This is a genomic window from Sporosarcina sp. FSL K6-1540 (assembly GCF_038620285.1).
Lineage (GTDB): Bacteria > Bacillota > Bacilli > Bacillales_A > Planococcaceae > Sporosarcina > Sporosarcina psychrophila.
This window is the reverse complement of record NZ_CP152018.1, coordinates 2,032,164-2,055,900: the sequence shown is the minus strand read 5'-3', so window position 1 is coordinate 2,055,900 and position 23,737 is coordinate 2,032,164. Positions and strand designations below refer to the sequence as shown.

The 23,737-nt window shown below is 42.3% G+C and carries 26 protein-coding genes, 1 pseudogene and 1 riboswitch; of the genes and pseudogenes, 8 read left to right on the top strand and 19 right to left on the bottom strand.

Annotation, left to right across the window (positions count from 1 at the left end; translation table 11 throughout):
• The first annotated feature begins 618 nt into the window (after positions 1 to 618).
• The 7 genes from MKY15_RS09505 to MKY15_RS09475 all read left to right on the top strand — a co-directional run bounded on the left by MKY15_RS09505 (position 619) and on the right by MKY15_RS09475 (position 7,030).
• On the top strand, positions 619 to 1,338 hold the full coding sequence (locus MKY15_RS09505; protein ID WP_067205029.1) for a YebC/PmpR family DNA-binding transcriptional regulator: 720 nt from the start codon (positions 619 to 621) through the stop codon (positions 1,336 to 1,338).
• A gap of 73 nt (positions 1,339 to 1,411) precedes the next feature.
• Positions 1,412 to 1,520, top strand: a riboswitch (TPP riboswitch).
• A gap of 545 nt (positions 1,521 to 2,065) precedes the next feature.
• On the top strand, positions 2,066 to 2,671 hold the full coding sequence (locus MKY15_RS09500; RefSeq protein WP_342539546.1) for a thiamine phosphate synthase: 606 nt from the start codon (positions 2,066 to 2,068) through the stop codon (positions 2,669 to 2,671).
• The gene (gene thiO / locus MKY15_RS09495; RefSeq protein WP_342539545.1) at positions 2,655 to 3,755 is read left to right on the top strand and encodes a glycine oxidase ThiO; all 1,101 of its coding nucleotides are present in this window, start codon (positions 2,655 to 2,657) and stop codon (positions 3,753 to 3,755) included. Before MKY15_RS09500 ends, thiO begins: the two co-directional genes overlap by 17 nt.
• Positions 3,718 to 3,924 (top strand): sulfur carrier protein ThiS, encoded by a 207-nt coding sequence (gene thiS / locus MKY15_RS09490; RefSeq protein ID WP_187046503.1) that lies wholly within the window; start codon positions 3,718 to 3,720, stop codon positions 3,922 to 3,924. Before thiO ends, thiS begins: the two co-directional genes overlap by 38 nt.
• A complete protein-coding gene (locus MKY15_RS09485) occupies positions 3,921 to 4,694 on the top strand; it encodes a thiazole synthase (protein ID WP_187047759.1) in 774 nt (257 codons plus the stop codon). Before thiS ends, MKY15_RS09485 begins: the two co-directional genes overlap by 4 nt.
• Entirely contained in the window at positions 4,691 to 5,707 is a 1,017-nt protein-coding gene (locus MKY15_RS09480) for a ThiF family adenylyltransferase (protein WP_067205017.1), read from the top strand. The genes MKY15_RS09485 and MKY15_RS09480 overlap by 4 nt, the downstream gene beginning before the upstream one ends.
• 465 nt (positions 5,708 to 6,172) lie before the next feature.
• Entirely contained in the window at positions 6,173 to 7,030 is an 858-nt protein-coding gene (locus MKY15_RS09475; RefSeq protein ID WP_067205014.1) for a YitT family protein, read from the top strand.
• Between the two features lie 193 nt (positions 7,031 to 7,223).
• Here MKY15_RS09475 and MKY15_RS09470 read toward each other — a convergent pair whose 3' ends face one another.
• The 19 genes and pseudogenes from MKY15_RS09470 to MKY15_RS09380 form a co-directional block, all read right to left on the bottom strand.
• Positions 7,224 to 7,838, bottom strand: coding sequence for a TerD family protein (locus tag MKY15_RS09470; protein WP_340741308.1), 615 nt, complete (start codon positions 7,836 to 7,838; stop codon positions 7,224 to 7,226).
• A 14-nt stretch (positions 7,839 to 7,852) separates the two neighbouring features.
• Positions 7,853 to 8,923 (bottom strand): toxic anion resistance protein, encoded by a 1,071-nt coding sequence (locus MKY15_RS09465; protein ID WP_342539543.1) that lies wholly within the window; start codon positions 8,921 to 8,923, stop codon positions 7,853 to 7,855.
• Between the two features lie 5 nt (positions 8,924 to 8,928).
• Entirely contained in the window at positions 8,929 to 10,557 is a 1,629-nt protein-coding gene (locus MKY15_RS09460) for a YceG family protein (protein WP_342539541.1), read from the bottom strand.
• Positions 10,558 to 10,617: 60 nt separating this feature from the next.
• Positions 10,618 to 11,421: a hypothetical protein gene (locus MKY15_RS09455; protein WP_187046501.1), complete on the bottom strand. Its 804-nt coding sequence runs from the start codon at positions 11,419 to 11,421 to the stop codon at positions 10,618 to 10,620.
• A complete protein-coding gene (locus tag MKY15_RS09450) occupies positions 11,418 to 12,530 on the bottom strand; it encodes a cysteine protease StiP family protein (RefSeq protein ID WP_342539539.1) in 1,113 nt (370 codons plus the stop codon). The genes MKY15_RS09455 and MKY15_RS09450 overlap by 4 nt, the downstream gene beginning before the upstream one ends.
• A gap of 16 nt (positions 12,531 to 12,546) precedes the next feature.
• Positions 12,547 to 13,923 (bottom strand): phosphoribosyltransferase family protein, encoded by a 1,377-nt coding sequence (locus tag MKY15_RS09445; RefSeq protein ID WP_082786462.1) that lies wholly within the window; start codon positions 13,921 to 13,923, stop codon positions 12,547 to 12,549.
• Positions 13,886 to 15,064, bottom strand: a complete 1,179-nt coding sequence (locus MKY15_RS09440; RefSeq protein ID WP_187046499.1) for an HpcH/HpaI aldolase/citrate lyase family protein — start codon at positions 15,062 to 15,064, stop codon at positions 13,886 to 13,888. The genes MKY15_RS09445 and MKY15_RS09440 overlap by 38 nt, the downstream gene beginning before the upstream one ends.
• Positions 15,065 to 15,142: 78 nt before the next feature.
• Positions 15,143 to 15,898 (bottom strand): DUF475 domain-containing protein, encoded by a 756-nt coding sequence (locus tag MKY15_RS09435; protein ID WP_067204993.1) that lies wholly within the window; start codon positions 15,896 to 15,898, stop codon positions 15,143 to 15,145.
• 57 nt (positions 15,899 to 15,955) lie between these two features.
• Entirely contained in the window at positions 15,956 to 16,534 is a 579-nt protein-coding gene (locus MKY15_RS09430; RefSeq protein WP_067204991.1) for a TerD family protein, read from the bottom strand.
• 244 nt (positions 16,535 to 16,778) lie between these two features.
• Positions 16,779 to 17,357 (bottom strand): TerD family protein, encoded by a 579-nt coding sequence (locus tag MKY15_RS09425; RefSeq protein WP_067204989.1) that lies wholly within the window; start codon positions 17,355 to 17,357, stop codon positions 16,779 to 16,781.
• A gap of 31 nt (positions 17,358 to 17,388) precedes the next feature.
• Complete coding sequence (locus MKY15_RS09420) at positions 17,389 to 18,006, bottom strand: TerD family protein (protein ID WP_067204987.1); 618 nt, start codon at positions 18,004 to 18,006, stop codon at positions 17,389 to 17,391.
• A gap of 374 nt (positions 18,007 to 18,380) precedes the next feature.
• Positions 18,381 to 18,761, bottom strand: a complete 381-nt coding sequence (locus MKY15_RS09415; RefSeq protein WP_067204984.1) for a hypothetical protein — start codon at positions 18,759 to 18,761, stop codon at positions 18,381 to 18,383.
• Positions 18,762 to 18,900: 139 nt separating this feature from the next.
• A complete protein-coding gene (locus MKY15_RS09410) occupies positions 18,901 to 19,356 on the bottom strand; it encodes a GNAT family N-acetyltransferase (RefSeq protein ID WP_187046498.1) in 456 nt (151 codons plus the stop codon).
• On the bottom strand, positions 19,328 to 19,846 hold the full coding sequence (locus MKY15_RS09405) for an NUDIX domain-containing protein (protein WP_342539534.1): 519 nt from the start codon (positions 19,844 to 19,846) through the stop codon (positions 19,328 to 19,330). The genes MKY15_RS09410 and MKY15_RS09405 overlap by 29 nt, the downstream gene beginning before the upstream one ends.
• A complete protein-coding gene (locus tag MKY15_RS09400) occupies positions 19,843 to 20,568 on the bottom strand; it encodes a nucleotidyltransferase domain-containing protein (protein WP_342539532.1) in 726 nt (241 codons plus the stop codon). Before MKY15_RS09400 ends, MKY15_RS09405 begins: the two co-directional genes overlap by 4 nt.
• A 24-nt stretch (positions 20,569 to 20,592) precedes the next feature.
• The gene (locus MKY15_RS09395) at positions 20,593 to 21,138 is read right to left on the bottom strand and encodes a GNAT family N-acetyltransferase (protein ID WP_342539530.1); all 546 of its coding nucleotides are present in this window, start codon (positions 21,136 to 21,138) and stop codon (positions 20,593 to 20,595) included.
• 30 nt (positions 21,139 to 21,168) lie between these two features.
• Positions 21,169 to 21,369, bottom strand: a pseudogene (locus MKY15_RS09390) (DUF3977 family protein).
• 22 nt (positions 21,370 to 21,391) lie between these two features.
• Complete coding sequence (locus MKY15_RS09385) at positions 21,392 to 21,940, bottom strand: GrpB family protein (RefSeq protein ID WP_255428559.1); 549 nt, start codon at positions 21,938 to 21,940, stop codon at positions 21,392 to 21,394.
• Between the two features lie 57 nt (positions 21,941 to 21,997).
• Positions 21,998 to 22,810: a VanW family protein gene (locus MKY15_RS09380; protein ID WP_342539527.1), complete on the bottom strand. Its 813-nt coding sequence runs from the start codon at positions 22,808 to 22,810 to the stop codon at positions 21,998 to 22,000.
• A gap of 197 nt (positions 22,811 to 23,007) precedes the next feature.
• Here MKY15_RS09380 and MKY15_RS09375 point away from each other — a divergent pair, with 197 nt between their 5' ends.
• On the top strand, positions 23,008 to 23,727 hold the full coding sequence (locus tag MKY15_RS09375; RefSeq protein ID WP_342539525.1) for an ABC transporter ATP-binding protein: 720 nt from the start codon (positions 23,008 to 23,010) through the stop codon (positions 23,725 to 23,727).
• Positions 23,728 to 23,737: the final 10 nt, after the last annotated feature.

The following is a 23,737-nucleotide window of genomic DNA, read 5'->3' as shown; positions in this document are numbered from 1 at the left end:
GTTCTTTCCATCACGCCAAAACTGTACGATAGTAGACAAATTCTCATAATTGAAAGACAGTATATATGTTGAACAAATGAATACGGCGTATGCGCTTTACAAGGGCTTTTGGGAGGCTACTGAAAAAAAACTTGTACTTGAAATGAATTAGGATTCCCCCTAATACCGCTTCGGCGCTTTGTGGATGCCTCCCGCGAAGACGCGCCTGCGCTAGATAGTCTATGTGAGAAAGAGCTTTTCATTATCTGCGATGAAAACTGCAACCCGGAGTGTGTCTTTCTTGAATAGAATTAGTAGCAAAAAATAAGCACATTATAATCTCGGCGTATACATCTCAAAATCACATTTCTCTCGATAATGAACATCCTAGCGCAGGCGCGGCAAAGGCATCCCCAAAGCGCCAAGCGTTCTACAATCCCCCCCGAATTAATACTCTCTCCTTATTGAGCGCCACAGTAAATTTAGTGGGATTCCTTAATTCAACTTAAATAGGTAAAAACTTTCTCCCTTACACAACCTAATAGCCCATTTTTAATAATTCCCACTCGTCTACTTGCATATAATTGTTGTATACTTATTGTAGTAAATCTATGCTTAATCGAAAGTGAGTGGAAATTCATGGGCCGTAAATGGAACAATATCAAAGAGAAAAAAGCTTCAAGAGATGCGGACACGAGTCGCATTTATGCTAAATTCGGACGTGAAATTTATGTAGTAGCGAAGCAAGGCGAGCCTGATCCTGAATTGAATCAAGCGCTAAAATTTGTCGTAGAACGCGCAAAAACATATAGTGTACCAAAAGCGATTATTGACCGGGCAATTGAAAAAGCAAAAGGTGGTTCAGAAGAAAACTTTGACGAGCTTCGCTATGAAGGATTCGGACCAAATGGCTCGATGGTTATTGTCGATACACTGACAAATAACGTCAATCGTACTGCATCAGAAGTACGCGCCGCATTCGGTAAAAATGGCGGTAATATGGGTGTCAGCGGATCCGTTTCCTATATGTTTGATGCGACTGCAGTTATCGGAATTGAAGGTATGTCCGCCGACGACGTTCTCGAACTTCTAATGGATGCGGACGTCGAAGTGCGTGATATTCTAGATGAAGAGGAGTCGGTCATCATCTATGCTGAGCCAGACCAGTTCCATGCTGTTCAGGCAGCTTTAAAAAGTGCCGGTATTACAGAGTTTAACGTCGCTGAAATAACAATGCTTGCACAAAACGACTTGACTCTGTCACCAGAAGCTCAAGCACAATTCGAGAAAATGATTGACGTACTGGATGATTTGGAAGATGTTCAACAAGTGCATCATAACGTCCACTTAGACGACTAAGCGCAACTGTTCATCCTTTCATTCATTCCATTGACGTGCTATGCTACTAATAGATTGACAACTTCATAACATATTCGACCATTAGGGGAATCCTTTTAAAGGACTGAGAAACGAGTTCCACTCCGCTACCCTTATCACCTGAACAGGTTTGTACCTGCGTAGGGAAGTGGCGTGTCTTCCTATCAGTGCATTCTAATGCCATCGACAGACCACTTTCCATACCTGGAAAGTGGTCTTTTTTTATCAAGAAAAGCAGAAGGCGCCGCTCAGCTCCGACAGGCATAAGACGGTTTACGAAGAGGGCGTCCTTCAGCCCTCGCAGTAAAACGACTTATGACCCGAGGAGTTGGCGCCTGGAGCTAGACAACAAGAAAAGCGGAAGGCGCCGTTTAGCCCCGAAAAGCGCTGGAAGGCTTGACGATAAAGGCGCTCTTTGCCTTTTCGGCAAGACTGAAGCGACTCGAGGGGCTGGCGCCTGGAGTCTAGACAACAAGAAAAGCAGAAGGCGCCGCTACAAATGAACGCAGCTTAAGTGCGCCACTTCCTGTGGCAACAGCTGCATGACCTACATCCTGTAGGCCCCCGACAGGCATAAGACGGTTTACGAAGAGGGCGTCCTTCAGCCCTCGCAGTAAAACGACTTATGACCCGAGGGGTTGGCGCCTGAAACTAGACCCTATTCCCAGGTGAAAACATATACTATTTCTTTTCGATAAGGAGGAGTTCGATGAAGATAATTGCCGTAACAGATGACAAAATGGAACGTAGCCAATTGCTTGATACATTGCTAGCAATCGAACCTTTTATCGACGCAGCCATCTTACGTGAGAAATCGAAAATGGATTCAGAAATAATAGCGTTGATTCGACAATTAATCGAATCTGGCTTTGATTCAACTAAACTAATTGTCCATGGGCGAACGAATGTCGCTTCAATTACCGGGATTAACAAAGTTCAACTTCCCGGATACGGCGAACCGCTAACGCTACTCAAAAAAAAATTCCCGGCTATCTCCTTCGGCAGATCTGTCCACTCTTATGGTGAAGCTGAAACTGCTTATAAAGAAGGTGCTGACTGGATTCTTTATGGTCATTTATTCGAGACAAGTTCAAAAGTTGGCCTCTTCCCCCGTGGAACCGATGAGCTTTTTCAAATCGTTGAATCGCTAGCAATTCCCATCTATGCAATTGGTGGAATTCAGCCCCATCACCTTCCGCAATTAAATCAAGGCGGAGTTGCAGGAATTGCAGTGATGTCGTCCATTTTTGGCAGTGACAATCCTGAAGTTGCCACAACAGCCTATAAGGATGCCAACCATGTCACAACCAGTTGATGTTGTCGTTATTGGGGGAGGGATTATTGGTTGCAGTACAGCTTATTATTTAGCAAAAGAGGGTTTGTCAGTTCACCTTGTTGAACGCGATAAAATCGCTCAAGGCACTACTCGGGCGGCTGGCGGCATGCTTGGTGCACACTCTGAATATTTGAATGACACCTTTTATTCATTCGCGCAAGAAAGTCAGGTACTGTATTCAGAATTCCAACGTGATGCAGGGGCGGACTTCGGTTATACAGCTGGCGGTATTGTTCAGTTTGCTTGTTCCGAAGAAGAACGAATTGCCCTCTCCCGTTGGAAAAACGCAGTTCATCTTTCAGCTGAACAAGTTCGCGAACGAATTCCGCATGTTGCTCCACCTGCTTTTGGTGCGTATCTTTTTGAAGAAGACGTCCATGTTCATCCTGAAAAGGCTTGTCTGGCATTTTGCGCAGCGGCTAAAAATTTGGGTGCTACTATTTCAGAACAGGCCACAGTCGATGAAATCACACTGTTACATGGTGGCTATCAGATACGCATTGCGTCGTCCATTATCAACGCAAAACATCTAGTCATCGCAAGCGGTGCAGCGAGCACCAAGCTTGTGTCAGGGCTGCAAATGACCGCAGTGAAAGGCCAATGTATGCAACTCAATGCGGTAGGCATGCAATTACCTTATACACTTTTCCATAAAGGCTGTTACGTAATTCCACGCTCGGGTGGAACGCTCGTCATCGGGGCCACGATGGAATACGGACATACAGACTTGCAGATAACTGATGCCGGTAATTTGGCATTAAGTGCTATTGCGGAACGTTTTATACCTGGTCTTTCCCGCCTTCCTGTTATGAACAGATGGGCAGGTCTACGTCCAAAAACCGTTGACGACTTACCGTATATCGGTCGGATTCCAGGGAATGAAAATATGTATATTGCAGCTGGTCATTTCAGAAATGGGATTTTATTGGCGCCCGCAACCGCCTGCTTGATTCGTGATTTGATCATCGGAAATGAAGTGAATACAGAACGGATTAAGGCATTTGATCCGAAAAGGGGGATTTTTCATGAAGCGAACAATCGAACTGAACGGCAATCGGTATGACATGCCCGCAGAAGTTGAAAATGTGCAGGAACTGCTTGGGCATCTGGAACTTGCGGAACGCATCGTCATCGTGGAAATGAACCGAGATATTCTTGCGAAAGACGCATATGACAAACCGATCAACGACCGCGACCAAATAGAAATCATTCACTTTGTAGGAGGAGGATAATTATGCTAACAATCGGCAATAAAACATTCAATTCAAGACTATTACTAGGTACAGGAAAATACCCGTCATTTGATGTGCAAAAAGAGGCAGTGCGTGTATCGGAGTCAGAAATTCTTACGTTCGCAGTAAGACGTATGAATATCTTCGAGCCATCACAACCAAATTTCTTGGAACAACTCGATCTTTCGAAATATACACTATTACCAAATACAGCGGGCGCAAAAACAGCGGAAGAAGCGGTACGCATCGCGAAACTGGCGAAAGCATCAGGACTTTGTGACATGATTAAAGTTGAAATCATCGGTTGTGACCGATCATTACTCCCGGATCCAGTAGAAACACTTCGGGCAACTGAAATGCTGTTAGATGAAGGATTCATCGTCCTGCCTTATACGTCAGATGATGTTGTGCTCGCACGTAGGTTATGCGAAATGGGCGTTCATGCAATCATGCCAGGCGCATCCCCTATCGGATCAGGGCGCGGTATTTTGAATCCACTTAACTTGTCGTTCATCATTGAACAATCCAATGTACCCGTTATTATCGATGCAGGAATTGGCTCGCCGAAAGATGCAGCTTATGCAATGGAGCTTGGCGCTGACGCAGTTTTATTGAACACAGCGGTATCAGAAGCTGGAGATCCGATTAAAATGGCCCTTGCCATGAAGCTCGCGATTGAAGCGGGACGACTCGGCTATGAAGCAGGCCGGATGCCGATGCGCGATTATGCGGTTGCAAGTAGCCCACTGGAAGGACTTGTAACGAATTGATTGAAAAATATTCACGTCAGGCATTATTCGCTCCAATTGGCGATGTCGGCCAAAAAAGGATTCGTAAAACTAGTATTTTCATATTAGGTGCCGGCGCGCTTGGCTCATCCGGTGCTGAAATGCTCGTCCGTGCAGGCGTTGGACGTGTAACGATTGTGGACCGGGATATTATCGAGTCGACCAATCTGCATCGCCAGCAATTGTATACGGAACAAGACGTCATTGAGCAATTGCCAAAAGCAGTTGCGGCGGAGAAACGATTGACGGCGATTAATAGCGATGTAGCTATAACAGGTATTGTAGTCGATGTAACGCCACAAAACGTCCTCGATCTAATGACCGACCATGATTTAGTTTTGGATGCAACAGACAATATTGAAACACGGCTGCTAGCGAACGATGCAGCGCTGAAACTCGGCATCCCCTTTTTCATGGGGGCATGTGTCGGAAGTTATGGCCTAACGTTTCCGATTGGCATTCAAGACAACCAGCCGTGTCTACATTGCTTGCTAGAAACATTGCCATCACAGACATTAACATGTGATACAGTCGGCGTCATCAGCCCGGTTGTGGTTACTACAGCGGCTCGGCAAGTTACTGACGTGTTGAAATATATAACGGGAACACCTTTTGGACCGAAACTCGAATCTGCTGATTTATGGACAGGCGACCGCGCTTCAATTGGAGTTGCAAGCATGAAGAAAGCCGGTTGTCCAAGCTGTTCCGAAAATGCAGTGTATCCGTTCCTTTCTGCCCGTGAGTCTATGAAAACAGCGGTGCTTTGTGGACGTGACACCGTTCAATTGTCTTGGCCTAAAAGTAGAAAGTTTGAACTCCTCCCTTTTGCCGAATCAATTCGCGGAAGCGTCTCAAAATTAATTCACAACCCACATCTTGTTGCCTGTGAATACAACGGTCACCGCATCGTGCTGTTCCGTGACGGTCGCATGCTTGTACATGGAACGAAAGATATTGTAACTGCGAAGAAAATTGCTGCCGGGTTGCTAGGATAATTGTTGAATGAAAAAAGAGCATAGCTTTTATGCTCTTTTTTCAGTTCCCCCTCGTAAAGGTAAACCAAATGGTCCCCCCTAATTGCGAAAACTAAAAATGGTGAACAACTGAATACCTACATAAACTAAGCGAATGCGCCTTAACAGGAATAGCTGGAGCCACGAGATCGGCTAGTGGTTTTTCTACTGGCTTATCGTGGGGGGCATCCCCGAGCGCCACAGCGAATTCAATGGTATTCTTTACGTCAACTTATAAAATACAATTCCCGCCATATACATGCTTTAAGGACAGCTTTTTAATAATGCTAGCAGTACTTCCCCTCCCCACTCTCATCAAACACAACATAAATTCCCTCCAACAGGAATTTCATCAAACGTTTAAGGGTACCATTTCTATATATGGTTCGTTACAATGGAAGTTCTAACAAGTTATTTTATCTTTATTGAAAACAACAGGAGGTTGTCATGTTTTTCTTAGAAGCAAAACGCATTATTGTCGTTATCTTTGGTTCCTTGTTACTTGCAATCTCGCTTAACTTCTTTTTAATCAATGCAAATGTCTATGCCAGCGGATTTGCGGGTGCTGCGCAACTGACATCTAGTGTATTAAATGATTTCATCGGCGTTGAGATTAGTACAGGAATATTATTGTTACTATTCAATATTCCCGTCTTTATATTAGGATGGTACAAAGTAGGTAAAGGATTTACCATCTATAGCATCGTTTCCGTTATCTTTGTTACAATTTTCTTAGAACTCTTACCTGTCCTATCTCTATCAAACGATATTATTCTAAATGCCGTGTTTGGCGGTGTAATTGCAGGTGTAGGAGTTGGGATTTCGATGAAACTTGGGGCATCTACAGGCGGAATGGATATTATCGCTATGGTCCTATCACGCTTACAAGATAAGCCTATTGGAACCTATTTTTTACTGCTGAACGGTATCATAATCGTCTTGGCAGGTTTTCTGTATGAACCGGAAAACGCATTATATACGATGTTAGCATTGTATGTAACTACAGTTGTGATTGACGCACTCCATACACGTCACGAAAAAGTGACCGCAATGATTGTTACACAAAAGGCAGACGAATTACAGCATGCGATTCATCAGAAAATGGTACGTGGCATAACGATTCTTCCCGCAAAAGGTGCGTATTCAAAAGAGGATAAGCATATGCTTTATCTTGTGATCACTCGTTATGAATTATATGATTTGGAAAAAATAATTAATGAAATAGATCCAAATGCGTTTACGAATATTGTTCAAACTGCTGGTGTTTACGGATTCTTTAGACGTGAAGGCGATCAAGTTAAATAAACCTATAACACTGAATTCCAAATAAGTTGAAATAAAGATTCCCTTCAACACTGCTACGGCGCTCGGGGATGCCTGCCCCCCCTTGTAAGGCACCTTCGCTCAGTTAACATAGGTGTTCATTTGTTCAACATATACAGTACTAAAAATGACCAGACATCAATTGATGTCTGGTCATTTTTAGTAGATACCGATTTTACTTCGAACCAGCTTGCCAACTCATTCCCCATCCATAAGCCTGGTCCATCTTGGCATGCCCTGGAAAATAGTCGACAAGTCTTTTGACGCTAAACGTCTCGTTTTGTACATTTTCAATCATTGCAATTGCACACATAATTTGTCCGTTGCGGTGCTCATCAAGCTTGACGACAATATCTTCTCCACCGCCGTATGTCAACTTGACGATCCCGCCCGCTTCTGACCAATTCGCAGCGCCCTCATAAATGAATGCATATACAAGCACTCGTTTAATGTCCTTAATACGAGAACCATTGATACGTAAATTTTCTCCGCCTGTGGAAGCCCCCGTACGATCGTCGTGGTCCAGCTGAATATAAGGGAAATCCTTCAACGAGCCAAATGCGTTACCAAGGGCCTGAACACAGCCCTTTTCTCCCGAATTCAATTCATACAGGCAACCAAGATCTAAATCAAAGTTTTTCTGTCCGCCACCAAACAGCGAGGATAGGAATCCGCCACTTTTAGCCGCTTTGGAGTTTTGATTCCAGTTTAAGTTAACTAGAATCTCACCTACATCATTTCCTTTTTTCGTTAAATTTATGGACTGCCCTTTTTTCTTCAGTTCGATCATATCGGTTCCTCCAGTCACTTACCGAAATTTTTCATGCTGTCCTGTAGCTGTGCAATCCGTTTCATGCCATCTTCCCTTGTACGTTTGTTTTCATCTTCAATAGCTCTCGTTTCCTCGAGCCCTTTCACGATTGTGCTCCAACTTTCTTCAATCGTTTCAATTTTAATACTCGGACCACCTGCAGTACGGGCAATTTCCACACTTTGCCTAGCGATATTCTGCGAGTTTTTTAGTAGCATTTCATTGGTCCTTTTATCAAGTTCGTCCATAGAATCCGCTACAAGTTTTTGACGTTTCGCAGCAACTGCTTGGATAATGCCGTTTTTAAATATTGGAATCGTTGTAATGAATGCCGAATTGATCTTCCCAATAAGTTTCGTGTTTCCGCGTTGTAGGACCCGGAGCTGGGGTGCTGTCTGCAACGCGACCATTCTTGCCATTTCAAGGTCATAGACCCGCTCTTCAAGCGACTGTATCGCATTATTCATAGTATCTAATTCCATCTGCGCTAATTGATCGCCGCCTGCTGATCTTTGTTCAAGACCTGGAACGAGCGCCCGCAGCTCTTCAGCTTTAATCTGCCCAGCTACAACATACTTTTCAAGTGCCATGTAATAGTTATAGTTTTGGTCATACATTTCGTCCATATTGGTCGTTGAACGAATCATTTCGTCTTTATACTTTGAAATTTCGATGTGTATGCCTTCGATTTCCTTGCCGAGCGTTTGGTATTTGCCGAACACTTTTTCAATTAATTTATCTCCACGCTTGAAAAACTTGCCCAAAAAACCTTTTGACTCGTCAAAGTCATTTTTATCGAATTTATCCATCGTTTTCCCAAGTTGTTTCAACATCTCGCCTGAATCAGTTACACTCGATGAACGCATGGAAGCCAATATGCGATCAGCAAAAGTGGAAATTTCAACGGCCGGTTCTTTCCCAAATTCTAATAATCCGGTCTGGTTTCTAGTATCGATTGACCGGACTAAATTTTGAACCTCTGGATCCTGTCGTAACTGTAAGCGTAGTGCTTCCGCTTTGTTTTCCGTCAATACTTCCACTTCATAATTCTTTGTTTCTTCCATGCCATTCAATCCCTTCCGTTAAAAAGTCGATTTAAAAAACCGCTTACAATTGATGCATCCTTTTTATTCTCCTGAAAGGATAGATCGAACACCATATCTTCCAGCATATGATGATCAAAATATTCTTTCCTTATGAAGTGTTCCAAATCATTGTGACCGGGTGGATTGTATAAGATAATATCAAGTCCAATTTCATTCAACAGTAACAGCAATGCTGCATCTGCTCTAGACAAAATACCATTAACTTCATTGTTATATAAAATCACTTTTGGAACCTCTTGCGCATAATCAAACGTTTGCAAAAGATTGATCAATTCTTCCGGTATGGAAGTTGCCTGTGTGAACAAATAGAGAGAGACTTGTTCCGGTGTTTCCCCCGGTTGTGCCTTCATTTTCGAATGGGCGCAAATCCTTGAAATGGCCGCCGCGAGTCCTAGTTGAGCACCGTCATGTAGTTGACCGTACTGCCACCAGTTGCTTTGCATCATTTTTTCCGGGACCAAACGACCATCTTTGCCAAGTGCATGCTGGTAATGATATTGGTTATTCGCTTTCGTTTCTTGTATGAATGGGAATTTTTTCACTACTACACAATTCGGTTGGCTAGTGAGCCGATGCATTTTATCCCAATATTCTTTTCGGCTGGTTGAAACGCCGGAAACTTTCGTGAACAATGCGGGTATCTTCACTTCATCCCCATTGGCAGAGAAATTTGGTCGTATAAATGCCTTTTCTTTCGCCAATAGAAAAATCTCGTCATATGTCGTTTTTAATGTAACTGCCACGGGGAGATGGTTGCGGAATTGCCATGGCTTATAATAAGCAGAACCTTCATGGTGAAGTACGTGATCGATTTCTTTCGAAGCACGGTATGCGACTGTCCCTTGTCGTTTCGGTTCTTCTTGCGGAAAAGGTTGGATTTTCATGGTGGTCGGATATTCCGTCAAGAAGGACCAGTTGTTGTCAGGATCAAGCTCTTTAAAATCGTCTTTTCCTTCCGGATGAAGAATGACAACATCCATTCCCAATAAGATTGTATAGAACAGAAAATACATCTGACTTTTGTTCATATCGCCGTACCAGATAATGTGTGGGATATCCTTATCGATCGGTGTTCCCTTGACCCATGGATCAATATGATTCCACGTCCATTTGATGATATCAAGAAAAACTCGTCGGAATTCCGGATGATGAAATGCACCCGCATGATTTTTCTTGAATAGTTCAAATACCTCAATGAGTGTTGACCGGATTAATCTATTGAAATCAGGGTCTTCGCCGTATTTTGGAAGCAACTGTGCCCCCTCCAAAAAAGCTACAAAGCGGTTAATCGATAGATTCGGTTTTTCCTGAATAAGATCATAAATTCGCTGGATGGCTTGAAATCGTTCTGGTGGCATGTTCTTATCAAGTGTTTCAGATAATACATACACACCAGGGGCCTGGCTCGCTGTGTATAATTCAATCATATATTCTGTTTCATCAAAACCTGATCCGACAATACGTGTAGCAATCTGACTGTATTGTATACGTTCTTCTCCCAATTGATAATCAGGGCGGGTAGCAATTGGCTTGCTGAGTTCGGTTGCCCAATTCGAGTATTCAACCTTCTTAAGTATCAGTTTCCTTATCATCTTCACTCCCCCCAATCACCTATTTTTTTGCGTCAATGGAAGGGGCGTAGTCCGATATCGTCAACGGATTCCAGGAGTTAATTGGAGACGCTTCGAAAGAATAGCTTCAATGATTTCCTCCGATGCCAAAATCCCTGTTTTTTGTGTCAGTCCTAGATGACCAAATTTAGCTGCCGCTTCCCCGTGCCGTGGTATCAGACCAAACTCCGCCTGTTCAATCAAGCAGACATCCAAATTGGAATCCCCTGCCGTATAAACCGTTTGCTTTCCTTCTTTTTTTGCAACATAGTCCACCGCATCCCATTTATTGATGAATGATGGAATGAAGTAAACTTTTCTGCCTTGAACTGAAAATGCCCAGTCATGCGCTGCCGCCCACTGTGAATAATAATTGATCCGCTCAGCTGATAGCGGTGGTTCAATAATCAAGTACACAAAAAATCGCTCTACCACACGAATGGATTTCAACCAAGACGCATCCGCAGTCTCTTCTATTTTCCGCTTCACATCATCCACTGAAGCGGTACTTCCATCTATTTTAGTACGGATATAATCCTGCCAGTGCGTATCTATATGTCCATCTTTCAGCACAACGCCGCCATTACAAGTAATCGCGTATGTAGGACGTATTTCTTCATGAAATAGTGAGACTCGATTATACTGTTCAATTGTTCTTGTCGTTACAGGAACAAACATCATCTCATCGGACAGTTCGCGTAATAGCGCAATCGCTTTTTCTGTCATGAATGAAATGTCTCTTCCATTATATACTTCAATATTACGAACAGATACATTCAAGGTTTCCTCGCCAAAGCGCCGTTTCGAATAAATAAGTGTTCCATCTAAATCGCTTGCGAACATCATACTTTTTTCTCCAACGGTTTAATAAGTCCACAACAAGTATAAGTCATCTGTTCATAAACCTCCACAGGTACAGCTCTTTCCTTTGCAAGTTGGAAAATATGTTTAAGCCGCACATCGTTTAAATCCTTAACTAATATCTTCCATGGTAGACGTCGTAAAAGAACACGTGTCGTCTCTCCAACACCAGGTTTGATGAGATTCACATTTTCAATGCCGTAGTGCTCCTGAATTGATGCAATTGTTTTCATTCCCTGCCATGTCGGGCTCATATCTGTTTTCTTTAAAGCTTCTTTCGCCGCTTCGATTAACATTGCTGCCGCTTCAAATTCTGCCGTAATGACATCAATATGATGATTCGATACATCTTTATCCTGAAGTTCCGAATAGAATTTCGCTCCGTGGAAATCCGTCGCTCCTATCCAGCGGCTGTTCAGAACCGTTCGGCTAACTAGGCCTGATACTGTTGAATTCAAACAGGCGCTAGGGATTAGAAAGTCCTCCCGCGTCCCATATAAGGAAGAGCAGTGACCCGGATCCGCCAATACAACGAGTTCGTCGTCCAGTAGGATACCATATTTTTCTTTAAACGACTCCACAGACTTTGTCAGCTCCATAGATATCGCACCTTTACCAGTCCAACCGTCGACAAAAACGACGCGCTTATCAGGATGTTGACTCGTAATATACAGCATCGCATTTTCATCGATGCCACGTCCTCGAATGATCGATATGCTATAATGCGGTAAATTCAACCCATATACCGCATTAATATAACGTTTCATCAAGATACCTATCGGCGTCCCAGCCCTCGCAAGGGAAACAAGAACAAGTTCCTTCCCTTTTTTCTCAATGAGGAGTTCCGAAACTGCGCCGACCGCTGTTGCTACTTTTCGCTTTGAAGTATTGAGTGACTCGTAAAAAAGATTTAAATAGGCTTCGGTTGGCTCATATTCAATGGGAAGCATTTCCGAATAATGGGCGCCGCCTTGAATAGCCTCTTCCCGTTCATTCAGGCTTCTTTCAAGGCTCGCATCTGACAGATCTTTCAATAGAAAAACGACATCTTCAGATGAATAACTTCCAGTCACTGTTTTAGTCATTTGTTGCATTTTCTACTCACACCTTTCAAGTGAAGTCTACAATATAGATTGCAGGTAATCCTTTGAACTGGCGTAATATCGGTTCAAGCCTGTTGTCATCTATAGGACGTTCGAAAAATAAAAAGACTTCATCGTATTCCATGTCGGATACATTATATGCATAATTCATAGTTGCTGGATCTTCAGGACTTTCAAAAGCCATTCGACTTTTTATCGGATAACCTTCTCGGTCAATTGGGAATATCGGGCTTCTCGTTGTTGAATGATAAGATACACCTTCGCCCATGTAAACAGCCGTTTTCATGGGGATATGCATGAATTCCCCAGTACCTAAACATAATGTCCGTTTTCCTGTCCGATACTTCCTCAAATATTCTCCTGCACTCTGACAGTATGCTTCAACATCCTCTTTGTTGTCCGACGAGATACCGAATCTACCAGTCAGAGACAAATAACTTGAATCATTTTTAAATCCAAAAGAATCAATTGAAGAATAAGGATAGTGAGGAAGAGGGATAGGCAATGACTTCAGACTGATTCTCTCAAAATCGGGAACTTTAACAACCAATTCGTCAATGACACTGGCATCTTCAGCTAAACCAGGTGTGCCTTCTAATTGGATTGTTCCCGTCAATAAAGCATACGTCGTGATGCGTACATCATGCAATTTCTCAAATGCCTTCAATCGTTGCTGATCTTCTACACTTCGCCAGTCCAACAGGGATAGTATTGTGTATTCCTTACGTGGAAAACGCTTTTGAATAGAAGCGATGATATTCAATGCTGTCTTGCCTGTCGTAATTTCATCATCTACCAGACAAATCGAGTGGTCATTATTCAAATACTGTTCCGGTGCATAGCAACGCTGATCTGTAGCGTGGGAATGCTCTTCTTCAAAGTAGAGCGTCACCTCTTCATCAGCAAGCATTTCTCTAGTCGAATGAATGTAGGTAGCATCCGAAAAACAGTCAAAAACGCCATGACCGAGGGCCGTTGCCGTTTCCGCAAAACCGATGAACACAACCGGCTCATCAAGTTGACAGTGTAGTTCCTGTACAATTGAATATGCTGTTTGCAAGTTTTTAGTGGAACCGTCCTTAACTGCTTCGATGAGCTGTTCTTTTCCAGGCATTTGTTTGCTTGTCTTACCTTCATAATAAGCAGAGGCCAGCAATGCTGATGCAATCAAGGGCAGTTGAGGCGGAATAGAAATATGTTTCCCGAGTACTTTACTGACGAATAAAAAAGAACGTTTTTTGTTAATTCTTGCGGCCATCTCATATAAACTTTCAACTGAAAGCTCATATGGATTTTGGTCAATTTGTACATGTACTTGCATGGTTTCGCAAACTTCATGCGTGTACCTACTCGGATAATAAATCGATGAATGTAATGTTTTCATTGTACACCCCGTATATATCAGACTTAATTAACACTTTTTGTGCCCAGTATAAATGGGGCTTAATCTCATTCATTTTGTTCATAAATTCACTTTTGAACACACCTTTTTCACCTGTGGCCTGCTGGAAGATACTAAGTGCGTCCACATATTCTTCCTTCGTGACGACATGCAATGCCTGCACAGGCAAAAGGTGAGACGGATGAATGATTGTTTTCCCAACTAAGCCGTTCGCTCTATCTAGCAACGTTTCCTGAATTAGCCCGTCAAAATCTTTCCGTATCAATTCTTTTCTGAGTAGAAGACCCACTGAACCTGAACTTTCTTGAAATGGCGTCTCACGCAGTTGTGGTTTTAAGATACGACCGTTTGATGAGAAATGTTCCCACACTGGACCCGATACCACGAAACCGTCATGTTGCCTGGCAAATATATTGACAACATCCGTAATTAGCTCATTGACAATGGAAATCTCATAGACAGTCGTCTCACTATCCCTCCTCAACCCGTAAAGTCCACATAAATCCGTAGCACCAATCCGGATATTCAGAATGAAGTCAGCATACCGATCAACTATCTCCTTTAAACTAAGCAACTCTGCCAAGCGACGCTCCTTGTAAAGAACATTCGGCGATTCAAGAATTGGCATACCATATAAAACTGTATTCGCTTGCTCATTCAACTGTCGCAGACCCGATAAGTAGTCCTCCGCATTATCCGATGCAAACTTAGGAAACACAAAGCCTACGAGGTTCTTCAACGAATCACCGAGCCGCTCCCCTATGTCCAGCATCTGTTGTGCACTTCTTACCCGAACAAAAATAAGTGGAGTCGTTTCTTCCGTAAGTCGACCATCCTGAACTGCAGCACTAATTTGTTGCATATGCGTAATCAGTTTATTTTCCGCCCGTTCAACTTCATGATCACCTATTGCATCTTCAAGACAGATCGCTACTGTGACAAGCTCCTTAAATTTGTTGGTAATAATGAGATGGGCTATATCCTCACGGGTTGCTGGCATATACAATAAAGCCCCCAGACTGTATGATAGCCGTTGTTTATCGGTATGCTTCGTAACCGTCTCCGGTTTCCGATAAAATAAATCTTCTAAGCCAATAGCAGCTAAGTCATTAAAATACCTCAATCTGAGCACCAACCTTATTTATTATTCGATTTAGGGTAAAAGAAAAAAGAAGGGGCTAGCCTTCTTTTTTTCTTTGTATTAAGCCATTTTCTTTTTATTCATGTTGTGAACAACGAATGTGGCAATGAACGTAAGGATTAGAATGATAAAGAATACGTAGTGGTGGACGTCAATACCAACAACGCTCAATCCCATTTTAATCGCTATTAACATAATCAGCACATATGCTGACGTTTCAAGTTCTGGTACCTTGTCGATTAACTTCAAAAATACGCCGGCAATTCCACGCATCATCAAGACACCGAGCATTCCTCCAAGAAGAAGTACCCAAATCTGTTCACTGACACCGAAAGCAGCAAGAACACTATCTACTGAAAAGGCGATGTCCATAATCTCTACAGCAGCGATTGTTCCCCAGAATGTACCGAAAAGACGGATTAGAATACCTTCTGTTTTCATCCCTGCAATTTCTTCGTCATTACCTGCCTCTTTAGACTTATCCATAAAGTATTTAATCGCCAACCATGCGAGATAAGCCGCACCTAATGCCTTGACCCACCACAATTTAATGAGGAAAACACCGACCCCAATTGCGATAAAGCGGAAGACATAAGCACCAAGAAGCCCGTAAAACAGAGCTTTTTTTCGTTGTTTTTCTGGTAAATGTTTGACCATGACCGCCAAAACGAGAGCATTATCAGCTGACAATAGCCCCTCAAGTATGATGAGGGTACCGATTAAGCCCCAACTGACTGGATCCGATAATACTTCCACCCACATACCCCAATCAAAAAAAGCGGCATATGTATCGATTATTCCATTAAGTATCTCCATTAGTTCCTCCTGATAATAAAACAATAAAAGACTCCGACCTTTTATCAGCCCGTAAATTTATACTTCTAAACCATAATTCCGGCAAAGTGCCCCTAGCCCTCCAGAGAAGCCACTACCGATTGCATTAAATTTCCAATCGTTACCGTGCCTGTACAGTTCGCAAAAAACAACTGCCGTTTCAATCGAGAAATCCTCTCCTAAATCGAAACGCAGCACCTCTTCTCCGGTCGCTTCATCCGATAATCGAACAAAGGCATTTGATACCTGACCAAAGTTTTGACTTCTTCCTTCTGCATCGTGAATCGTAACCGTAATACCAATGCGGTCAACGTACGCAGGGATTTTAGGGAAATCAACGATTACTTGCTCGTCATCCCCATCTCCTTCGCCCGTCCGGTTATCGCCAGTATGTAGAAGAGCGCCACTCGGATGCTTAAGATTATTATAGAAAATGAAGTCATGATCATTCTGGCAACGATTGCTTGCATCGACAAGAAACGCCGATGCATCAAGGTCAAACTCCTGACCGCCAGAGTATTTATTCGTATCCCAACCTAGTCCGATAACACCTCTTACAAGGCCGGGATTTGTCTTCGTCAAATCGATTTTTTGACCTTTTGATAAAGTAATCGCCATCTGAATCACTCCTGTTTATCATGATTAGAATTCAAAACTTCCATAACTATATAGATTGAATAGATGATTCCATTCAACTCCGCTCCGGCGCTTAGGGGATGCCTCCCGCGCCATAAGCCAGAAAGCCTTCGCCACCAGTCTTACGGCTTCGGCTCCCCCTGTAAGGCGCCTACACTGAAGTTCAAATACAAACCCGATGTCAGCAACTGGCACCGGAAACAACATATATAGTTATATCAATTAATTAAGCTTGTAGTCCGTAGTCCTTAACAAGTGAACCAAGTCCGCCCTGATAGCCGCTACCAATTGCATTGAACTTCCACTCACTACCATGTCTGTAAAGTTCCCCTACAACAACAGCCGTTTCAATAGAGAAGTCTTCGCCAAGGTCATAACGGATTAACTCTTCACCGTTTGCATCGTTGACGATTCGTACATAGCTATTTGAAACTTGCCCGAAATTTTGGCTACGTTGTTCTGCATCATGAATTGTAATTGCGAATGCAATTCTTTCAACTGTAGTTGGTACAGTTGAAAGGGAAACTTTGACTTGCTCATCGTCTCCATCACCTTCACCAGTCAAGTTATCACCAGTATGAACGACGGAACCATTTCCACCCTCAAGGTTATTGAAGAAAACGAAATCTTTTTCATTTGCACATACACCCGCTGCATTCAATAAGAATATAGAAGAATCTAGATCAAAATCTTGTCCACCGTCATATTTATTCGTATCCCAGCCAACACCAACCGTAATATTCGTTAATCCCGGGTTACTTTTCGTCAAATCTACTTTTTGTCCTTTACTCAATGAAATAGCCATTTATGTCATCCTCTTTTCTGTTTTTTATAGTTTATGAGTACCTTTTAACCATTTCGCCAAGACCTGCATCAGATGATCCTGATCCAACAGCGCCGAATTTCCATTCACTGCCGTGACGATAAATTTCTCCAACAGTTAAACTAGTTGAACCTGCATAGTTTTCGGACAGGTTGAATTTAAGTAATTCCTCATTGTTCGCTGAATTCATGACACGGATAAACGCATTTTCTACTTGGCCGAAGTCTTGCTTACGTTTTACACAATCATAAATATTAACAACGAATACAAGTTTGTTAACGTTTGCGGGTACCTTTTTCAAGTCAACAATCACTTGCTCGTCGTCTCCGTCGCCTTCTCCAGTGATATTATCACCAGTGTGCGTTACGCTACCACATTTACTTTTCAAGTTACCAAAGTAAACCAAGTTGTCATTGCTCGCAAACTTATCGTCTTGAAGCATGATAACAGAAGCGTCTATATCCATATTTGTAGCACCGCTACCGCCACCACCGAAAAGTCCGCCGAGTAATCCGCCAGCTTTTTTCTGACTTTGAATTGGGTCCCAACCGAGGCCTACTATAATCTTCTCAAGACCTGGATGACCTTTTGTTAAATCAATTTTTTGACCCTTTTGTAAAATAATTGCCAAACCAATCATTCCTTTACATTTTAATGAATTTTTTATCTTTTCGTAAAAACACCATCATTATATATTTTACTACATCTGATACCGAACTACCAAAATGATGATTACCTATAGCCTTTTCCACCCTGCAATGCCAAATTCAACTTTCATGAATATTCTAATCGTCATTGGATAATGAATAGTAAACCTCAAAGATGACCTGACGAACCATCCAAACATCTTGGATTCCACAATGCTTGTGTTGACAGCAATATCATATAGCACAGATATTATGCAATAATGACTACTTTCCAGTTCATCACAATCATCTCTTGTTACTAGTACGTACGAACATGCCAAATGGTTTCAAAAAAAAGAAATCCACAGCACTTAAGTTCCTACATCTTCAATGCACTACTCATTTCAAACACATCAAAGACATTTTCCTTAAAAATGAGTGACATGATTTTCCCTTCTTTTTCGTAGAAGTGGATATTCCCTTTTTGTTCATCTTCAAGTTCCGTCCAGCCCCACTTTTTTATTTCCTCCAAGTAGTGCTCCGGCGGTTCTCCCTGCTCCCCGCCAATATCGTTCAACTTGTACTTTGCCGATTTCGAAATTTCCGTCGTACACGCTTCTGGCTTTAGTTCACTCGCATTTTTCGGAACCGGGAAACCATGATTGATAACCGCCATGCGATAGCCCTCTTCTGCGCTATACACATTCGAACAGCCTGCCATCATACCAACAATGAAAAGAAGTATGAGTATCCGTTTCATAGCGTCATCGCCCCTTACAGAAAATTCACAACATATCACTTCTATTTTACTAGATGGATAGTGACTTGTCACGGGACGTATTTGTGACAAAGTAGATGAAATGGTTCATAGCTGTAATCAAGCATAGATTACTTTATGATTATACAATTTCCATCGACAGTCTAATCATATCCCTGCACTGGATACCGTTTTCAATGATCTCTTCCTCGTAGTGATCAACGAAAAAGTCTTTTATAACACCATCGATACGAAACCCAGATTTCTGATAAAAAGCCAATTGACCAATGCTGGAGTTACCCGTCCCAACTTCCAGGAACTTGCAGCCCAACACCTTTGCGGTCTGGATTGCGTCACTCATTAACTTCTTCCCAATCCCGCGACCATGTATACGCTCATCTACAGCTATATTTATAATCTCCATCGTTGTTATACCTAACTTCACTAGCACATAGACACCTACGATTTCGCCTTCCTCTTCAGCAACACGGCACTCCCCATTAGCTATATACAGCTCTACCTGTTCTCGCGATGGGTCGGCAAGTAGCAAGAGTTCGAAAGGTGGGGCTTCATGTTGTAGTAATTTCCTGATTTTCATTTAGGCACCTTCCTTGCACCTCACACATAATTTTTTCATACGTTGCATGCCAACCTTTATAGTATTTGGAGACGTCTTCAAAGGGGATGAAAATTCTTCTGCTTGATTCATACTTCGCTTCAAAAGGATGTAATTCAGTTATGTCCATTTTGTAAAAAACCTGATAACCCACTTTCGGATAAGGACTGTGTTCATTCCACAAAGGATTTTCATTATGGTCGATTTCTATTGAACCGAGGAGTACACAATCTCCCGTTACATAACCTTCTTCCATTGCCTCACGTCTAAAGCACACCTCCACAGTTTCATCGACTTCAATATGACCGCCCGGAAAATCCCAACCCCGATCATCCAAATCGACCATCAACAGTTGCCCGTCCTTAAAACAGAAGCCATGGACACTCGTGATCAAATCCCTTTCCGGCAAAAAACCACTTTCCCATGTCAGCTTCAGCTTATGGCCCCCCCAATCTACATATGTACTTGTCATATACGGTCTCCTTTCCCCATTGAATACCCTTCAAATAGCCTGCCACCATATGGTTTCAACACTTCATCTGCAAGATCGATAATTGCATCTTTATTACCCGTTTTATAAAATGCATCGAATGCTTGTACAAACGTTCGCGCAAAGTTCTTATCAAATTGATTTAAAGCACGCATAATCCATTTTGACGCACCAATCCATTGAACATTTGTCCGCAAGAAGAATTCATGTATGGCATCGGCAAGTGTATTCGCTATGAAGATTTCTTCCGCACGATTGGTTGAACCAATGAGATCATCGAGCGCATCCGTTATCATATACCGTTTCATTTCTATCGTTTTTATCGACCATACTTCAGGACCTTTTTTCAATAGTTCATTAGCTTCTTCCTTTATTAAAGAAACAACTCCTGAATCGAATAAGATGATTCCTTCAGACACCATTCGCGGCAATGAAGGTCGAGCCCTTTCACAGTCTTCCATAAAAAACACCTTGTAAGACGAAAAGTTATGAACGAACACTTCGATTGGCCATCCATACTCAATAAGCGACTCACGATACGCTGATTCTATCTTTTCATCAAAAACAACGATATCCAAGTCTGACGTTGCTGTTTCTTCGCCCCTGACAACACTTCCCGCAAGCAATGCAGCTTGGCAATCCGCGAAGTGTTCTGTTATAAACCTTTTTGCGGCTTCAATGGGCTGTAATCTGATACTGTTCATATACTCATCTCTCTCCTTACAATTTCAAGGTCTATATAGTGTATAGTCAATCAACCAACAATCCCTGTATTCCCCTTCATGTAATTCATTTTTCGGGAGCAATTTCACTTTTTCAAACCCGCATTTTTCATAACAACGAATGGCTCGTTCATTCCACGTTTGTGGGTCCATCACAATCCGGTCCGCGCCTTTTTCTTGAATTAAATAAGCCACCATCGCACGGACAATCTGTGTCCCGACGCCTTTATTCCAATACGCTGATTCCCCGATGAACTGATCCATCCCATAGAGTGTTTCTATTGAGTCGCTGTAGCCATAGGTTTGTCTTTCATCCTCATCGACTTCATAAAACTGGACATAACCTATTGGGCCCTCATCGAATTCAATTATGCAGCGTGTAGCATCGGCTTCTGCTTCGAAAAACTTCTGTTCCACTTTCTTCACATCAAACGGATTATCCCGCCCTTCGTAATACTGCAAAATTTCTGGATCTGAAAGCCATTTGGAAAGGAGGTATTTATCCTTCCATTCCAATTCGCGGATGAGTAGATTTCCTTTTTGAAACAGCATTCTATTCACCTCTTTGCTCGGAATTCAAAATCATTTACTAACCACACCAAAAATCAATTTAAATTTGTTGCGGCTCTTTTTCACCCTTTTAAAACCTTCTCTTATATCCAATATGAAAACAGTTTTAAATATCCACACTCTCATATATATCGCATGAATTTTTAGCGGACCGATGATGCCTTATTCTTCGAATTCAGTACCATCTTCTAACTCTGTTTCCGTCCTCAACAACCATCTGTTCCCAAATCCAGGCTCAACGAATTACATCAATCTCCCCTTCTCGCAAGAGTATTATCCTGTCTACAAAATCCTTTTTACCCTCTGCATAGGAACGCTCATTAGTAGGAAACGCTTCCGCCATTTCCTTCTTCAGTACTTCATATTGTTTTGCGACTTCGGGATGGTCATTTAAATAATCTCGGAAAAATATGTGGTTTTGCCACCAGTCCCCACCATATTCCACAACATGAAGGACATGTGTCTTCGTTAAGTTCTCCAAATTTGAGAACTTGGCAAACACTTCTTTCCCTTCGATTTGAACACGTCCTAAATGGTAAATGTTCGCCTCTTTCAACTTGTGCTTATCAAATTTCTTCGCGTCTCCTATCGACTTAACGCCCACGAGTATATCGAGAAGTGGCTTTGCAACAATTCCGTCAATCGCCGTGCTACCGATATGTTGGATATCTACTATATGCTCACCAACCAACGAGTTCAATAGACTTTTTTCCACCCTGAAAAGTTTTTTCCAGTTATTCGTGTATCCCACTAATTTCACTACGTCTTTATTTAAACCTAACATTCCAAACCCACTCCCAATTTTAGACTTCACTTGTGGGATCAACCGAATATCCCCGCTTCACTTCTCATATGTCAAAAATGGCTCATACATCGTGATCGCGTGGTTTTCTGTGATGAATTCGTCATCGATAAGTTCGCCGTTCAGGTTGTACGCTTCCCTATAAATTGTATTATGGCGCACATAACCACCCCATGATTCACGCGTGAAACTGTGGTCTTTTTCGTATACTTTATACGTTCGATTCGCACCCATATGCGCACGCCATTCACCAACAAGCGATGTGTCCGTCAAATAGATGAGGAGCTGATAGGGCACATTCGTTTCATTCTTTATTTGTAAATCTAGATAGTTATAAGCACATGTGGCACCACTTCCGAATGGCTGTTTCCGTTTCGAATCTGGGAATACGTCATAACTATGACGGTATCGCTCAGTAATCGTGAGCGGCGTGTGAAGTGTCATCCAGTAAATCAGGTTCGACAACTGACACAAACCGCCTCCAACACCTTTCGTCACTTGCCCGTAATGCAAAATCATTCCGTCAACGTAACCTTTTCGCTTCGTCGTACTGCCTATCAAGCGCCAATAGGAAAATGTCTCTCCAGGCTGGAGCATAATTCCGTTCAATCGTTTTGCTGCTATTTTCAAATTCGTAATTTTGTTTGTTTGCAATTCCATCTCTACATCTTTCAATTTGCGGAGCAACGGCGTTCGATGTTTGAAGATGACATGTTTTAATTTCTCCATTGACCGCCTTGTTGCATATTTCTTTCCGTCCATGTACCACTCCGAATACCGTCTCAATCGATACACTTTCTTCCCGAAGAATATTCGCAACTTGCTGCGCTTTTTTGGTTGCAATGAATTCATCCGCGTCATCCCCTCTTCTACTTATTCTCTTCTCTACCAGCTTTGTCCTTTTAATTTATCGGAAAACCAAATGCATTTCATAGGACGTTTTCTACAAGTCACCTTCCTATTATTGCGGTTCACGGGAATACCGAAGACAGCAAGACCGAGACAACATACACTTTGGTTACAAAGAACTTTCAAACGGAGGGATAGCAATGAATATCATCAACGTTAGCAACTTGAAAAAAGCTTACGGAACAAACGTCGTTTTAAAAGGGTTGGATTTTCAAGCACAAGAAGGCGAAGTAATTGGGGTTATCGGGAAAAACGGGGCGGGCAAATCAACGTTCCTTGAAATTATTATGACCATTAAACAATACGACGCTGGAACAGTCTTCGTTTTCGATGAAGATATTAAAGCACTTTCAATAAACCGGATGGAACAAGTTCGAAAACAAATTTCCGTCGTCCTGCAGCCTACACAGTTCTATCAGACACTGAAAGTACAAGAGTTACTACGGTTATTTAAAGCCTATTACAAATCCCCAATTGACATCGAAACAATCATCGCTGATTTTAAATTACAACCGCATCGAAAAAAGTACTTCGATAAACTTTCTGGAGGATGGAAACAGATTGTAAGCTTGGCCATCGCCTTTTTATCACAACCGAAACTTCTAATTTTAGATGAACCGACAACTGGTCTGGATCCGCATATGCGCAATATTCTTTGGACGTATATTACCGATTACAACGAGAAAACAGGCGGTACAGTCATTCTGACAACACATAATATGGATGAAATCGAATTGTACTGCGACAAGGTAATGCTTATAGATAATGGTGTGAATGAAGTCTTCGATACGACAGAAGCTATTTTGGCATCAGGCTATAAATCCATCAATGAATTTTATCTCGAGAAAGTATCCATATAAGGAGGAGAAA